Here is a 15,247-nt window from a genome sequence, read left to right on the forward strand (position 1 = left end):
GATCGCGCCCAAGACGCTCCGACTGGCCGCTGAAGCCGGCGAGATCGAATCCATCCATCCTCTGCCGGATGGTCCTTGGATCCTCGCCCGCACCTGGCTGATAACAACTGCTGCTCAATCTATCGCCACACGAGCGCGACAGAACCCAAAATACCCCGCGGGATCGCATCCCGCTCAACAAAATCTCTTCTCTTCAATCACATAGCCAGATGGGTGTTCTGATGCGCAGTTGTAATCGGCCCGCCAGCATCCGAGTGCGAGGCGAGCCTGGGCCACTGACGTGAAAAGCGTCTCGTTCAGCAATTCATCCCGCAGCCGGCCGTTGATGGGGAAGACGGCCCCGCTCCCTCGGCGCCGGCGATATACTGGCGATGGACGAACCCGCTTACAGGAGCAATTGACCAATGGAAGCCGCAACAATTGGGTTGGACATTTCGAAGCGAGTATTTCACATCCATGCAGTTGATGGCCAAGGCCAAGTGGCCGGTCGCCAACGCCTCCGGCGTGATCACAACTCATATTGATTCCACATCATACACGCCAATCCCTCGTTAGCTAAAGGAGAGGCGTAGGGTGAAATGAAGACTGCTCCCACGCGCGCGCCGACGGAACATTGGTCTGCTTGCGCGTTAAGACTCTTTTAACCATGACGGCCTACCTTTTCGCGGTCGGCGCACATTGCCCGGTATGCTCCCAGGAGGACAGCCGATGCAAATGAGAGGCTGACCTATGTCGCACTTGCTGACTGCCTGAATCTGGCCAGGGGCCGCTCGTTCGTTTGCCAAGCGGCGTCAGTTGCCGCGCTCACTTTCCGACGATGGCAACGCGTTGGTGTGCGTTGATCTCGCCGAAATGCGGCTAAGTCACGGCGAACCGGTGGTTGACAGCAAACAACGCCCTGCGAGCGGAAAGTATCCTGGCGTTGCAGGCAGAGATGGCGCGGCTCGAGGCGACGGCAGCTGGTCATCGGGCAGATCTCGAGCGCGAGCGCCTATGCTGGTGGCTCCATCAACGGCCAGGGACGAGCCGGTTCCAGCCTGGGCCATCTAGCCGCGGGTTGATCAAAGCAGATCGCAATGCTGGGAGGTAGCAGTTCGAGTCATCTCATTCCCAGCTTACCGACTCAATCGTGAGGCCGAAAATGACCAACATCACCGATGTTCGCGGGCTAAAAACGCACATTATCGTGTTCGGGGTCGGCGGCGCCGGGGGCAATGCCGTCAACAACATGATCGCGGCCGGCTTGCAGGGTGTCGATTTCGTCGTCGCCAATACAGACGCACAGGCGCTCTCGATGTCGAAGGCCAAGAGCCTCATCCAGATGGGCACCCAGATGACTAAAGGACTCGGGGCCGGCTCGCAGCCTGACGTCGGGCGCGCCGCGGCCGAAGAGGCAATCGATGCCATCCGTGATCATTTGACCAGCGCACACATGGTGTTCGTTACCGCCGGCATGGGCGGCGGCACCGGCACCGGGGCAGCGCCTGTTATTGCCAAGACCGCGCGTGAGCTTGGCATTCTAACCATTGGTGTTGTCACAAAGCCATTCCAATTCGAGGGCCAACGCCGAATGCGCCTTGCCGAAGCCGGCATCGCGGATCTGCTGAAGACGGTGGACACTCTGCTGATCATTCCAAACCAAAACTTATTTCGGGTGACCAACGAGAAGACCACCTTCGGCGAAGCTTTCGCCCTGGCTGACCAAGTGCTCCATTCGGGTGTGGCCTGCATCAGCGACCTTATAGTCAAGGAGGGCTTGATCAATCTCGATTTTGCCGACGTTCTCTCGATCATGCGCGAAAAGGGCAAGGCGATGATGGGCAGGGGCGAGGCTTCTGGCCCATCGCGTGTGCTCAAAGCCGCCGTAGCCGCGATTTCCAATCCACTGATCGAAGACCCCTCGATCAAGCGAGCCAGTGGCCTCATCATCTCTATCACTGGCGGCAAGGACCTGACGCTGTTCGAAATCGACCAGGCCGCTAGTCGCATTCGCGAAGAGGCCGACCAGGATGCCAATATTATCATTGGCGCCACTTTTGATGAGCAGTTGGAAGGTACGGTGCGCGTCTCGGTGGTGGGGACCGGCATTGATAATCTCGGCCAGGCGGAACCAGCGGAAAGCGCAGAAAGCTCCCTATCGGAACTCGCCGGCCGGATGCGCAACGATAGCCCTCGCGCCTTCGACCATATCGAGCATAGCGCACGGGTGGCGGCCCATCTAAGGGGGCACCATGCCGCCGACCGCCCGCTACCCCCGGAGGGGTATCGGCAACGCCGATCTGGAATATGAAGGCACGGATGATTAGACCGCCCAGCAAAATGGAATGGGACACATCAAGGCTTTGGGCGACGGGACGGGCCTATCTTGATAACGATCATCTATCTTTCGAGGAAATCGCTTCCCGGGTCATTGAGAGCGCAACCGTCATCAGCAATCGGATCAGGCGCTATGACGATGCTCCGCGCGGCGAGGAAGACGGGCGACAGATAATCTCTATCATTCGCGTAGAGCCGGAAACCTGCGACCTCCTTTACAACGCGCCCGATGGTATGCGCGGCCGTTACTGGCAAAGTCCGGACTATGGCTTCGCCGCGACCAAGCTCCTCATCAGTGGGCTGTTGAGGACATTGATGTCGTTTTCCGAGAGGCATCCGCCCATGCTGCCCGAAAGGTGCGCGCCGATGGCCGCCGACGACATCAAGGTTTCATTGGAGAGTATTTCAGCGAAGGTGTGGCCTCGGGAACATGATGACACCGGCAATTGGCTGTTCAAGTTTGATCAGCTTAAGGTGGTACGTTGGGAGCAGAATGAAGGACATGGTGAGAAGGGACCCCTGTGGCGACAGTCTCCAACAACCGGGGACATTGAGATCAAGGGCGCCCTGATCCGACCCGTCGACCAGATCGAGTGCATGCCCGCAGGAAAGCGGGACCGCTCCTGTCAGCTGCACAAGTTCGGCTATACTTGAGCTGGCTCAAGCGTCCGCTGGACAGCTATGCATTGCCGTCCTGACCGAAGACGATGACGACTAGGACATACGCAACTTCTTGGATGCGATCGACCGTGCGCGCGCAGTTCACGAAGCGGGCCACCCGTGTCCCATTGGGCTCGGTGCAGATGTTCGAGATCGACCTGAAGAGCCGCCGCGGCGGGTTATGATTCATTAGCCCCTACTGGAGTTAAACAAGTCGTTGGTGTTCTTTTTTCTTTTTTGTAATGCCGTTTGGAGCGTTTGCGACGATGCAACCCTCGCTAGGCTAGGAGCCGCTCGCTTAAGTTGCAACGTTAGTTTCGAACGATCACTTGCAGTTCGACGAACAGGAGAATATACGCGAGGTTTATGTTTAGCCCTTTCTGTTTCACTCACGAACATGACGGAAAGAATTATTGAGATTTCAGTGCTCACGCGCTTGCGCTGCTCGCGCGAGTCCTGCTCGCAAACGAAAATTGGCGGCGGCGTACGATTATGTGACGCCCGCCCCACAAAACGATACGCCCCCTGAAGCGCAGCTCAAAGTGGCGTCAGGAGCTGAGACGGCTCAAGAAGGATCACCTGAAAATAGAACGGTTTTGCGGAAAGGTGCGCAAGTCCGCCGATTCCGAGCCGGCGCCCGGTCCGCTGTGACGGCAAACTAGGTGGCCGCCGCATGGTCGGGCACCTTGCCACTAATGAGGCCGCGCGCCGTTACAATCTTGCCAAGGTAGTGCGTGCCGGCGATCCTCGCGCTCATGCAATGGTGGTCAGGGCCGTTACGATGGCACCGCCGTCGGGCGAACCGAGACCGGTGCAGGCGTTCCAGCCGGGGCCGGCATTGTAACCAAGGCCCGTTGTATCCTTGTTGTCCCCGGTGACGATCGGACGCAGCAGGTTCGGCAACTGGTACAGACGATCGTTTACAAAGCCGAGCGATTGGCCGCGTCGTGCATTTATCAGCGCAATGAACGCACCCCAGAGCGGAGCGACCGCGCTTGTCCCACTTGCGACGAAGTCCACGCCATTGAGGAAGATGCGGTACCCATTCGTCGGCGCGGCAGCAGCGGCCACGTCCGGTACCCCGCGTCCGCGTCTGCCGTCATTGAGCGAACCAGGAATCCGGGCCGCGGCTTGAAAAGCGGGCACCTGATATTCCTCGCTGATGCCGCCGCCGGTGCCGTGCACGCCGTCGTCGTTCCACACCGTCTCATTCACGATGCTGCCGCGAGCGCCGTCGAGCGCGATGCGCGTTCCGCCGCAACCCAGCACGTAGGGACTCGATGCAGGATAGTTGACGTAGACCCTGCCGTCCTGCATGCGCTCAGAGGCCAGATCGTCACCCGCCGTCGCAAGCACGGTGATCCCAAGCCGGATAGCGTCCTGCAGCACTGGGTCGAGGCCGAGCCGCGACTCTGCCGGCCAGAGCGTTTCGGGCTCGCCCCAGGTGATGATGACGACGTTCGGGCGCTCGGGGCCGTGCACCGCCCGGCTGACGCCGGCGACCAGCCCGGGCTCGCTGAGTTCGGTGAAATACACGACAATCCGCGCCTCGGGTGCGACGCCGACGACCACCTGAATATCAAGGGTCACTTCCGCATCCGCACGAGGATTCGACCCCGGCCTGTTGCGACCGCTCCCGACATTGACGTCGACGATCTGCGGCGGCGCGATCTGCATGGCTTGACAGGCCTTGACGATGTCGTCGGGCCGATAACCGCCGGCGGGCTCGATAATCGCAATACACTGGCCTTGCCCGCGACCGCCGCGATCGAGACCGTAAAGACGGGCCATCTCGGAGGGAAGCAGGCCGATTCCGTTCCCCGCGTTGGCATTCTCCCGAAGCCGGCTGAGCCGCGGTTTCCTGGTATCGAGGCCAAGAACTGCATGGACGATCGGCTTGAGCTGCGTCGGTATGCGCGGCTCGTAACACGGGTAGTAGCGCCACACTCCGTCGTCCCGGACCCATGCCAGCCGCGTGCCGAACGCGCGTTCGGCAGCGGCGGCGCTGGCCCTGAGCCTGACGCGGCGGCCGAGGAAGTCGACCGCGATAACGGTCATGCCCCGCCGCTCGGCAAACCGGCGGATACGCTCGACCGAGCGCCTGAGGATGCGCCGGCGCTCAGCCCTCAACTCGCTCAGGGTGACGCGTCGCGTCAGTTCGGACAGGTCGACCGCGCTTCCCGGCCGCCGACGCACCGGGAGACGATGCCGCAAATAGAGCGTCAGGCTCAGCGGCGCGTCCGGCGACAGATAGTCGACATCACCGGACGCCGGCCGCTTCGGCGGGCGTTTGCGCCGATTCGCTGCTAGCGCCACGACTATCAGGGACCGATCGCCCCGCGCGGAATGGACCAGATGAAGTCGGTCTGCAACGCGAGCAGCGACTGGTTGGGCTGACCGGGATTGTTCCAGAACCACTCGGGCAGCGGCGCACCGTTCGGGCTGCAAAGCCGATCCTGGCCGCCGGGACACGCTGCCGGATTCGGCGGTGAGAGGAAGCCCGCGCTGGTCGTTCCGCGGCCGTTCGCATTGACCGCAGCACGGGAATGACATGTCATGCATGAGGACGTATCGTCAAAGCCTGCCTCGGTCACTGAATTGCCGAGATGGACCGGAAGCCCGGTCGCGGTCACGAAATCGGTCTGGCTACCTTTGAGGCAATAATTCTCCCACAGCGCTGGAAGATCGTTGTCGGCGAACAGCTTCTTGAGCGCTGGCGTCTTGACGCACGGATCATATTTCGTGCCGGGTGCTTCGTGCGGACGGACATCCGGCACGACCGCGCCGAATCTGTCGTGACAGCCGATGAAGTCGCAGCGTCCGATATTGTCCTTGTGCTCGAACGTGGCCCAGGTCCAGTTCGGGACCTGCTTTGAGATGATGTGCATGGAAATGAGCGCGTAGCGCTTGTTATCGGAAGCCGTATTGATGTGATATTCGGAGGGACTGAGATCGTTCGCCAACACCCAGTTTGCCTTCACTTCCACCGATTCGATCGGAAACGAGATCGACTGTCCGCTGGCAAAGGCCGCCCGCAGCCCAGCCCTTGTCTGCAGCTTGTTACAGGCGATGAAATCAAACGTCGCCCTGTTGCGCCGCGTCTCTTCGACGGCTTCGACTCCAGGCCGCGCCGGCAAAACGTGAGGCTGCAGCCCCGGCTGCCGCGGTGCGAGCGCGATCAGCGCCGGCACGTTCAAAATCTTCGGACTTGCGACCGGGCTCGCCGGCGGCTGCTGCGGTAGCGCTGTGGTCAGCGTCGCGACCTGCGCCGGCGCGCAGTTGGGCGGCGCAGAGGAGCCCGGGAACTTCGGATTCGGCTGAAACGTATCCTCGTTCGAGGCCCAGGTCTCGAATACAACATTGTTGTTCACGCCAGGCACCGATTTGTTGACCGTCGTGAACAATTCCCACGACACCTTATCGGGATTGTTCAGTGCGGGATCGGGATCAGGAGCCTGGGCGCGCGCAGCGACCCCGAGCACAAATGTGACCAGAAGAAATGATGGGATCCGCTTCATCATTGCCTCCTTATCGTGGTCAAAGCTGTCGGCGGCGACTCCAGCCTTGCCGTTCAAGACATAGTTTCCCCTGGTATCCACCGAAGACAAAAATGGCTCATCCGTCACCCGTGGGCAAACACATTGATTGGTGAGCCCCACGCTTGCCTTGCACAGTATCGCCCAGAAAGACCTGCGCGGCACCTACGAAAACTGGTTGGCATCCATTCGCCCCTGCGGGATGGCGGCCTACAGCGGACTTCGAATGTATCAGGCAGGTCTTCGCGACAATTGAATTCCTCATGCAAGCTGCAAAGCCTCGTTAGCAGGAGACAACCTTGGCCAGGGGCTTCAGATCAATCGCAGCGCGCCAGCGGATGATGCGCACGACATTGCGGCGCTGACGACATGGACGTCACTAGGCGCCCCGATGGCGTATCCCCGAACACAAACGCGGAGCCATGCTTGCCATCGAGATGGCCTTCTCAGCTCTGACGCTATTGCTACCGCTGGCCAAAAACTCGTTCAGCAAGTGCTGTTTGATTGTCGCGGCCTCTCGCTCTCCCTGTGAGGCAAGCCAAAGAATGCGCTCCGCGATCTCCAGCGCAGAGCGGTGCTCCTGCCCGATGAACGTGGAGCTAGCAAGTACTTCATCAAGGACGTTGCGGAGCATCTTCACCGTAGCAGTGTCGTAGCCCATGCGCGAATACCCATCCCGACAAATCAATGAGCAGAAAACATTGCACGTCATCCCGACCAGCAGCGGCAATTTATCGGACCAAACTACGTAGCACGCTTTGATTGCAGGTTTATGACCGCTGTTTACGCAGACGGACATCAATCACATGATGTGGTTCTGCGAGTTCCAAGTACGGCGACGTCAAGACAAATGCTGATCGGAGTTTTCGCAGACTGAAGGCGCAGGGCGGGCCGGTGATGCCGCCGCCTCTCTGCGAAAGGCGGGATGGCCCCTGGTCGACGCAGAAGATTGCACTGCTCGAGAGCCGGATCGACGGCGGCTATCAGCCTTGAGCTGGGCCCGGTCCGCCGATTTTTCCGAGGAGCTTTCATGCCGAAGCGAGGTCGATCTTTTGTTTCGTCACCTGTCATGTTTATGCGGCTCATTGGTGCGATCGCTCAATAGCCTCCAGTCGGGTTTCTTCGATGTACCGCCAGGCTTGGATTATCCCGCGAACAAACAGACACTTGAGCAATATCGGACATGGGTAAACGCCCCCGCGCAGCGCATCCACATCTGGAAGATGAGATTGCCAGGATTGGCAAGGCGCCGCTGCGAACCGGCCTCGCGTCGCAGGCGGTAGAGACCAAGAGTCTTCTATTTGGTCACCGGGCAAGTCCCCGGATGGTTGCAGCGTGGAGGCGTCGATCGCGTGGTCGCGCTAGCCTCCTCGGACGCAGGTCCTTCTGCTCCTTTGAGAACGGCCGAGACGCGCCAGCGATATGTTGTTTGCGGCCTAAGATCGGAATCGCCGAAGCTGGCTCCTGCAACCTCGCCGATCCTCTGAAATGTATCATCAGGGTCTGCACGCAGCACGCGGTAAGTCGTTGCTCCTGCCAGCGGCGACCAGACCAGATCAACGCTAGTATCCGAAGCATCGATCACCGTGAGCCCCTGAGGTGCTGATGTCAATTGCCGCGTCGCGCTGACGGGCGTCGCGCCATCGGCCGCGAGCGCGTCGAGCATGGCTTTGACCGCTTGGATCTGCGCCCCAGACTTGGTCACGTAGCTGCTCGTGTGATTGACGTAGCCCCACCAGTCCCAGCAGGCCTGCGGATTGGTGGGCCGATATAGGCTGGTCCTGGTCTGTGGATAGAGAATGATCAAACGGTTCGTATCCGCCCAGGCATTGTAGCCGGTATCATTGACGAACTTGAGCCCGATCTCGCGGGCATTCTGGCGACATCCGTGCAGCGCCACGTGGACACGGCAGAGAGCGCCTTGCTCGCAGTCCTGAGGCACGAAGAGATAGCCGGTATCGCTCAGGCTCAACGCGGCGGGCGCCTGCGGCGTGGTATAGAGTGACTGATCGAAGCTCTTCACGACGCCCGCGAGCTGCCCGCGATTAGGTGGATTGAGGCGGCCATAAATATGCTGCAGGATGATTCCGGCCTGATCGTAGCCGCATTGGTCAATATACGGTTCCTTGTTAGCACTGCAGCTATTCAGTCCGCTGTCGCCCTCCTTGGCCACCACGAAGGAGTGCCCGGCGCCGAGGGCGGTCTGATAGAAGAGATTGCCTCGATTGGCATCACCTAGATAGCGACGGTAGAAGTCGGCAGCCGCATCGGTGACGGCCCTATCGACGACCGCGTCGTTGTAGCCGTGAAAGAGATAGATCTTCTGCCCGGCAAGGTTACCATCCGGATCGATCTTGCCTGCTGACGCGTTCGCATCAGCCTTCGTCGTGAACGCCGTGATGTTCAGGCCCGATGCAGGCCCTTTCATGCACGGACCCGTCGCACGCCACATCTTGGCCTCAGCGCACCAATACGGACCGCCAGCGACCACCCCCACTCCCTTGACGATCGAGGACCAGGCTGTGCCGAACTGGACTGCCATGAAGGCGCCTGATGAAATGCCGGAGATCGAACTCTCGCCGATCGGCGCGTGATAGCTGCGCAATGCCAAGGGCTCGGCAGAGAGCGGCGACATTCCAACGACCGCGGCACAAATGGCGCCGATAGCGTGTTGCCGCAAGATGGCCAAGCCCTTGAAAAACGTGCTAATCGAACCGACGGGCAGTCTCCGGTGTTCATGTGAAAACGCGCCATCGGAACAAGAAATCACTCGCCAGTTCGGAAAAGGATTCTGCAGATTACCATAGTCGGCCGTCTGCCTGCCGTCCCGCGGCAGCGCCGACGTAACGATCGTGTCGGGCTGGTTCGGCTCCGAGGCAACAGGCGTGATGAGCGCCCCCTTGAGCATCCGTCCGCTTTGATCGATCAGTTTCTCGCAGGCCATGTCTGATCTCCTTCATCTGGTCAGACGTTCCCGGACGCCGCCAGGAAAGCGGGGGATAGGTGCTGGAAGGAAATTCATGACAGGCGATCAATGCGCACGAGGAATTCGCGTGCTGAAGCGACGATACCGAAGCTGGTTTCCAGGGTTTCGCCAGCCGAAAACCACTAGCTCGATTATGATACGAGTAGAATCCCAGCTGATGGCCGGCCCCTGCCCCAATGAACTGCTAGGCGTTTGGACGTGGTGGCATTCTACGCAGCCGAAACCCAGGTCGACGTCAGCGGTCGCTTCGCTTGGCACTTCTTATCAACAGTTCCCTAGTGCAAGATGTTCGATGCTTCTAACCAACCCTAGTTTTGATTCATTGAACGTTCCACCCGCCAAAGCTTGTAGGGTTTCAGCGTGCCTGCGTGCTTGGTGTGGATTCAAGTCGTTGGACGAAATCCCGTCAAAATTGGACATCGGTATGCTGGCCAACTGCACAGTTATTCATATGACCGTCGTCCGATTGCGGGATTTGCAAGCGACCTTCACGCACGCTTTTCAGAATCCAATCCTTGATGCGAGGCTCTACGAGCCGCTTCGCTCCGGCCGAGAGCACTTTGGAGAAGATGATAGGCTTGGGTCGTGGGTGAGGGCGAATATTCAGCTTCCAATGAGCTTGTCCGTGAAATTGAAGCCAAGCGCGAAAAAATAAAGGCGGAAACCATAGCCGCCGAGCAGCGGTGACCTAGCAGGCTGTTGAAGAACTCAACCGCGTTCGCAAACGAAGGCTGAATCGTCGCCATTGTGGATGTAGAAGTGGCCGACGAGCCTGCCCGCAGTGCCGATCATAGCCCATCCGCGACCGCACGACGGATCATTCTCGTCGTGCCCTTCCCATGAGAACTCGGCGCAGGCCGATCCGTCGCGGGTGCCGTAGCGCACGTCCAGGAAGCCCTTGAGAGCCCCGAAGGCGATTTCGCCATCGGACTTGCCCTGGAAGGTGAGATGCGCCTCTTCGACAAGATCGAGGAAGTCGCTGTCCCAGACGTCCATCTCGACGATGCGCCAGCGGCCGACAAAGGCCTTGGCGAAGCCGGCACCTTGGCCATCAGCCGGTCTCCGCGATCAACTTGGGCAGCCGCACCAGATTGTAGGCGGTGGCAGCGAAGGTAAAGGCCCATGCGACGCGATCACGGCCACGGAAGCTGGTCTTCTCTTGGCGGGCGACCGTCTTGATCCAGCCGAATGCCTCCTCGATCCGCTTGCGGATGCGCTGACTGACGGCATAGCCGGCCTTGCCGGGTCGTTCGCCCGTCAATCGCAGAGCTACGGCCGCTCGTGTTCTGCGCCACATGCGGCGTCACGTTCATCGAGCGCAGTTCGTTGACGAAGTCTTCGGCATCGTAGGCTTTGTCGGCGCCAAGCGTGATCGCTGTCGGTCGGTCGGCACGAGGCTCGATCATGTGCAGCGCGGCCACCCGTTCGGCATGCCCGTCGGCCTGCGTCAAGCAGGCGTCGACCAGCAGGCCGTGGCAGTTCTCCATCAGCCCGTGCCCGATGAAGCACAGCTTCGTCTCCTTGCCTTTACCCTTGCGGTAGAGCCTGGCATCGGGATCGGTGGTCGAAGCATGGGTGTCGTTGGAGCGTTTCTGGCCATGGAAGTCCGCTTCGGCATTGCGCCCGCCGCCTGGCGCTGGCGGCTCGCCGGAGCCGTCCTTGGGCTTGACGCTCTTCATTGAGGCCCAAGCCTCGATCAGCGTGCCATCGACTGAGAAGTGATCGCTCGACAGAAGCCTCTTCACCTTGGGCTGCGCCAGCACCGCGGCCAGGAACTTGGCCGCGATGTCGCCCTCCAGCAGCCGGTCGCGGTTCTTCGAGAACACCGAATGGTCCCAGGCGGCGGCGTCGACGCCGATTCCGACGAACCAGCGGAACAGCAGGTCGTATTCCAGCCGCTCCATCAGAAGCCGCTCGGAGCGGATCGAATAAGTGCAGCAACATTGCCCGCAGCAGCTTCTCCGGCGGGATCGACGGCCGCCCAATCGGCGAATAGAGCGCGGCAAACTCCCGCTCCAGCGCCGCCAGCGCCTCGTTCACAAGTGTCCGGATCGCTCGCAGCGGATGATCACGCCGCACCCGCGCCTCCAGATCAACGTAGCTAAACAGCTCGCCCGTTCGATTGTCGCCGCCGCGCACGCACCATCTCCGAATCCCGTCGGAGCCAATGAATCACGGTCGCAGGTCGGCGGCGAGCGCCTTTTTTCAACAGCCTGCTAGACGTGGCGGCCAGTTACGGGACAGCGGCGGCCGATCTTGAACGTCAGATTGTCCACACCCCCGACGCGCAGTAGCTCAATCGCGTTCCGCGGGCCCAAGGGATTGATAATTTGCGAGGCGCTTCCGGCGCCGCTTCAGGTCGAGGTCAGAGGTTCAATCCGATGATAAATCGGATGGCAAAGAAGGAGCCGGCGGCGACAATAGCCGTCGCACTAAGCGCGAACACAACCCTCCAAGTCTCATCCAATCGGCACCTCGTATAAAACGACTCCCGTGGTGGCCCCAGCATCGGGCCGGGGGGCATGATGATGCTGGGGCCTCCGGACAGGCTCTTGCCTCGTGCGACTGAGGCCGTCACCGGAAAGACAAGCATGTCGTCTAACCGCCGTTCCTCCGGTTTGCCGAGTATTCCCGATTGTGTCTCCAAATTCACACAGGTCCCCCGAGAAAGAGAAAGGCCGCAGGCACCGCTCTGGTGCGACCCCTGCGGCTTGTGCCGCGACGTTCCGCACGATCGACGCGGCACCCTTTCGCGTAACACAAAGGCCCGCCAGCTTGGACCGGCGGGCCCTCCTTGGTTGAAACTATTTAGCGCCCGCCCGACCTGCGATCAGCGGCGCGCTCTCCGCAACGAGATCCGTCTGAAGCGCGATCAGACGCATGGTCACATGGACCAGCGACGGCGCTTGCAATCGGAGCAACAAAAGAAAGCGTAAGAGCAACGAGCAAAATACGTGTCATTTCCGAATCTCCCTGTGGTTGAACGGAAGGACGGTACTCGCTCTTGAACAGTCGTGGACGGTAACTCCCCACCACGCCGATCTTTTTCACAGAAATGAACCCGCCGGCTGCGGGGCCGACGGGCTTCTATGCTGCGATGTGGCTGAGCGTCTAGGCGCAGACTTCAGCCAGCGGCTGCCTCGGCGTTTCATTGGTCACGCTCCGCCAGGATGCGGTAGACCTCAGCCGTCACGATCGCCTTTTGCTCGATCGTGAGCTGGGCATACTTCGCCACGATCGCCACGGGTCTCGGTAGAGCCAGCCGCCCGCCCGCGGCGCTCGTCGACCATCCTCTTGAGGCCCTTCAGGCAGCCATCGAGCATCCAGTCGTAGCTGATGCGGTGCCGGTCGCATCGTCTCTGCGGAAGGCTGAGGGACGGCGGTAAGCTTGGAAACCCGGACCTGGAATACCCGCCCTATTCCTGGAAGTAACCAGGGTCCCGCCGTCTATAGCGGCGGAGCGAGCATGACGCCCAGTGCGGCGATCGCTCGAAGCGGGGTCCGTGGTGCGATTTCGCGCCGGCAAGATCGCGCGAACATCCTATACCGACCGCGTTTTATCCCGGCCTGGTAATAGGTCCGCCAATGCTCTTGTTCATCCTTGCTTGGATGGGGTTGTGGGTCGCGCGCGGCTTTACCACGCAGAGGCTCGAATCCCGCTGATTTGCTGAAAAAATCCATCCCCTTTCGGGGCGCCTGGGCGCGCGTGCCGCCCGGCCCGTACTTTTACCGAGTCGGCGAAGGTCTTATTGATCGCGCCCGCTGGCTGAGCTTGGATCGAGGCTTTAGGGCCTACCCAAAATGAGGGTCAAATCGATCGTAGCCAGAATTCTCAGACAGGAACTGGCTTCGCTCGGAATCCGATCGTTGACCGCCGAAGAGGCGGAGACGATCGCCGCTCGTATCTTTGAAAGGATCACTGATCTCAACTTGGAGATTGCCGCGCGACACATCGCTTCTGCCAGTCGCGTGGACAAGGTGACGAGGCCAGTGGTTGAGTCGGTTTACGATCCGTTGTGCCAATGGCTCTTAAGCACACGGGGACAAGCTGTTCGCCTCACATTCTCCGAGATCGAAGAAATTCTTAGGCGGCCGCTACCTGCTTCTGCCTACCGCTTCAGTGCATGGTGGGGAAATGAAAGCTCGCGCAAGGCTGGTCACACGCAGGCCTTTGCGTGGTTAAAGGCCGGCTTCAAGGCTAAGGTTTCGCTGAAGCAGCGAGCGGTCGAATTTGATCGGACATGATCCTCGTCTGCCCACGCGAAGCCGGCTCCTGAGTCGCGGCGGGTCAAAGGATCAACGGTGTCAATCCACCGATTTTTTGGGTGCGCTTCGCTTGCGCTCGTGCGCCGGGTGCGCGAGCTTCATCGCTGATGACTATGCACATTGAGAAACTAGCCTGGGCCGTCGGATTGCTGGATGGCGCGAAACGCATTGTAGCGGCCGATCAGTCCGCCACCATTCAGCAGATCGGCCTCTCTCTCTACCTCCTTATTGGCTTCAGCATAGAGAATGCCCTGAAGTCCGTTATAGAAGAGAGCGGACAGCTCAGCGGAAAACTGAAACACTCTCACAATCTCACCGATCTGCTTATTAAGGCGACAGATTGCGGATTGTCTCTCACGGCTGAAATCGACGAGTTTATCCGAGATGTGTCGCCCTACCACGCGCACTTCGCGTTCAGGTATCCTGAGAAAGCTGGGTGGGTGACCCTCTACAAACCCGGACCGGCAGTGCAATTGCTTGAGGAGTTTCTCACGATCGTCACCCTCACGAAGAACCAAGTCGACATTTTTGGCTGGACGCCAAACATGATTGATTTCCTGCGAGGTCCACGGTGACTGCATCAGCATCATCTTGCGCTCGCCCTCCGGTTGCGCCACGCTGCTAGATGATGTGGAGGAAGAACATGGCCGTCGACTGGCGCGAATACGCCGAAGGCGTCGAGAAGCAGCTCGAGCAACTGAGGCGCGACCTTGAGCCCCTCGAATCAGGGAGGATGAAGCTCGGGGAGCGCGAGGGGAGCAACGCCTGGAGAGACGTCACCCAAGAGGCGATCGATCGCAGCAGGCAGGTGATTGCGACTTACGAGGCGATCCTGAAGGACGTGCGGGAGAACCGGATCAAGGACTGATGTCGGGCTGTCGTCGGTCCCTGCCCACCGGATACTCTGCCGGATGTGTCGACACCCGTAACGCCCGGATGTGGCGACCGAGCAACATTTGCTGAAACCGGGCCAAAGCGCGGGGAAATCCGCTCAGATAACAGGCATGTGCCTGTTCGTCTCAACCGATGCCTACGATGTTCGTTGCGCGGAATCGGCGCCACAGTGTCCACTACGCCTGCTGATCATCTGATTCGCGAAAAGGACCGCCGAGGCTGGCTACCGGGCGATCCTTCCGTAATCAGAACCTCCATTTGCGGAACCAAGCGGAGGGCCCTCTGGCGAGTGCGATTCTTTTTTAAACCCCGCACTGAAAGCGTCAATAGCTTGGTTCGTTTAAACGGGGCAGACCCCCAGAAAGTGAACTGCAGCTATGTCGAACGAGTGGTTTATCGATATCCCTGGCATCTCCGGGAAGAGCTACCGCTATTACCAAGTGAACTCCCCGCGTAACGCCGGAGCTATGCGGGATTTTGGGTGACGAGGCGATCAGGCGGCGTGGTTTGCCGGCACCTGGATGACCTCGATGCCGTTTTCGAATCTGACACCTGCGATGACCTTCGGCAACTGATTTGTGCCTTTCAG

At 60.0% G+C, this 15,247-nt stretch carries 10 protein-coding genes and 3 pseudogenes; 5 read left to right on the top strand and 8 right to left on the bottom strand.

What is annotated here, in order from left to right; translation table 11 throughout:
* A pseudogene (locus CV770_RS43075) lies at positions 1-205 on the top strand (hypothetical protein); the annotation flags it as partial.
* A gap of 8 nt (positions 206-213) precedes the next feature.
* On the opposite strand, the pseudogene CV770_RS37870 reads toward CV770_RS43075, so the two are convergent.
* Positions 214-324: pseudogene (locus tag CV770_RS37870) on the bottom strand (integrase core domain-containing protein); the annotation flags it as partial.
* A gap of 817 nt (positions 325-1,141) precedes the next feature.
* Between CV770_RS37870 and ftsZ the strand changes: the two are divergent.
* Both ftsZ and CV770_RS37885 read left to right on the top strand, forming a co-directional pair.
* A complete protein-coding gene (gene ftsZ / locus CV770_RS37880) occupies positions 1,142-2,290 on the top strand; it encodes a cell division protein FtsZ (protein WP_245453979.1) in 1,149 nt (382 codons plus the stop codon).
* Between the two features lie 8 nt (positions 2,291-2,298).
* Positions 2,299-2,970 carry a hypothetical protein gene (locus CV770_RS37885; protein WP_146101433.1) on the top strand — a complete coding sequence of 224 codons (672 nt, stop codon included), beginning with the start codon at positions 2,299-2,301 and terminating at the stop codon, positions 2,968-2,970.
* Positions 2,971-3,729: 759 nt separating this feature from the next.
* Here CV770_RS37885 and CV770_RS37890 read toward each other — a convergent pair.
* The 6 genes and pseudogenes from CV770_RS37890 to CV770_RS37920 all read right to left on the bottom strand — a co-directional run bounded on the left by CV770_RS37890 (position 3,730) and on the right by CV770_RS37920 (position 11,637).
* The gene (locus CV770_RS37890; RefSeq protein ID WP_104465956.1) at positions 3,730-5,292 is read right to left on the bottom strand and encodes a S53 family peptidase; all 1,563 of its coding nucleotides are present in this window, start codon (positions 5,290-5,292) and stop codon (positions 3,730-3,732) included.
* A gap of 5 nt (positions 5,293-5,297) precedes the next feature.
* Positions 5,298-6,494, bottom strand: a complete 1,197-nt coding sequence (locus CV770_RS43675; RefSeq protein WP_245453980.1) for a hypothetical protein — start codon at positions 6,492-6,494, stop codon at positions 5,298-5,300.
* Between the two features lie 397 nt (positions 6,495-6,891).
* Entirely contained in the window at positions 6,892-7,173 is a 282-nt protein-coding gene (locus CV770_RS37900; protein ID WP_104465957.1) for a hypothetical protein, read from the bottom strand.
* Between the two features lie 636 nt (positions 7,174-7,809).
* Positions 7,810-9,456 carry an extracellular catalytic domain type 2 short-chain-length polyhydroxyalkanoate depolymerase gene (locus CV770_RS37905; protein WP_104465958.1) on the bottom strand — a complete coding sequence of 549 codons (1,647 nt, stop codon included), beginning with the start codon at positions 9,454-9,456 and terminating at the stop codon, positions 7,810-7,812.
* 750 nt (positions 9,457-10,206) lie between these two features.
* Positions 10,207-10,494, bottom strand: coding sequence for a hypothetical protein (locus tag CV770_RS37915; RefSeq protein WP_104465960.1), 288 nt, complete (start codon positions 10,492-10,494; stop codon positions 10,207-10,209).
* Positions 10,495-10,549: 55 nt separating this feature from the next.
* Positions 10,550-11,637: pseudogene (locus tag CV770_RS37920) on the bottom strand (IS5 family transposase).
* A 1,728-nt stretch (positions 11,638-13,365) separates the two neighbouring features.
* On the opposite strand from CV770_RS37920, the gene CV770_RS37930 reads away from it, so the two are divergent.
* On the top strand, positions 13,366-13,743 hold the full coding sequence (locus tag CV770_RS37930) for a DUF7662 domain-containing protein (RefSeq protein WP_201760209.1): 378 nt from the start codon (positions 13,366-13,368) through the stop codon (positions 13,741-13,743).
* A 149-nt stretch (positions 13,744-13,892) separates the two neighbouring features.
* On the opposite strand, the gene CV770_RS43080 is transcribed toward CV770_RS37930, so the two are convergent.
* Entirely contained in the window at positions 13,893-14,354 is a 462-nt protein-coding gene (locus tag CV770_RS43080) for a hypothetical protein (RefSeq protein WP_146101434.1), read from the bottom strand.
* A 53-nt stretch (positions 14,355-14,407) separates the two neighbouring features.
* On the opposite strand from CV770_RS43080, the gene CV770_RS37940 reads away from it, so the two are divergent.
* The gene (locus CV770_RS37940) at positions 14,408-14,632 is read left to right on the top strand and encodes a hypothetical protein (RefSeq protein WP_146101435.1); all 225 of its coding nucleotides are present in this window, start codon (positions 14,408-14,410) and stop codon (positions 14,630-14,632) included.
* Positions 14,633-15,247: the final 615 nt, after the last annotated feature.

Origin of the sequence: Bradyrhizobium sp. AC87j1 (genome assembly GCF_002936975.1) — a bacterium.
Taxonomy (GTDB): domain Bacteria; phylum Pseudomonadota; class Alphaproteobacteria; order Rhizobiales; family Xanthobacteraceae; genus Bradyrhizobium; species Bradyrhizobium shewense.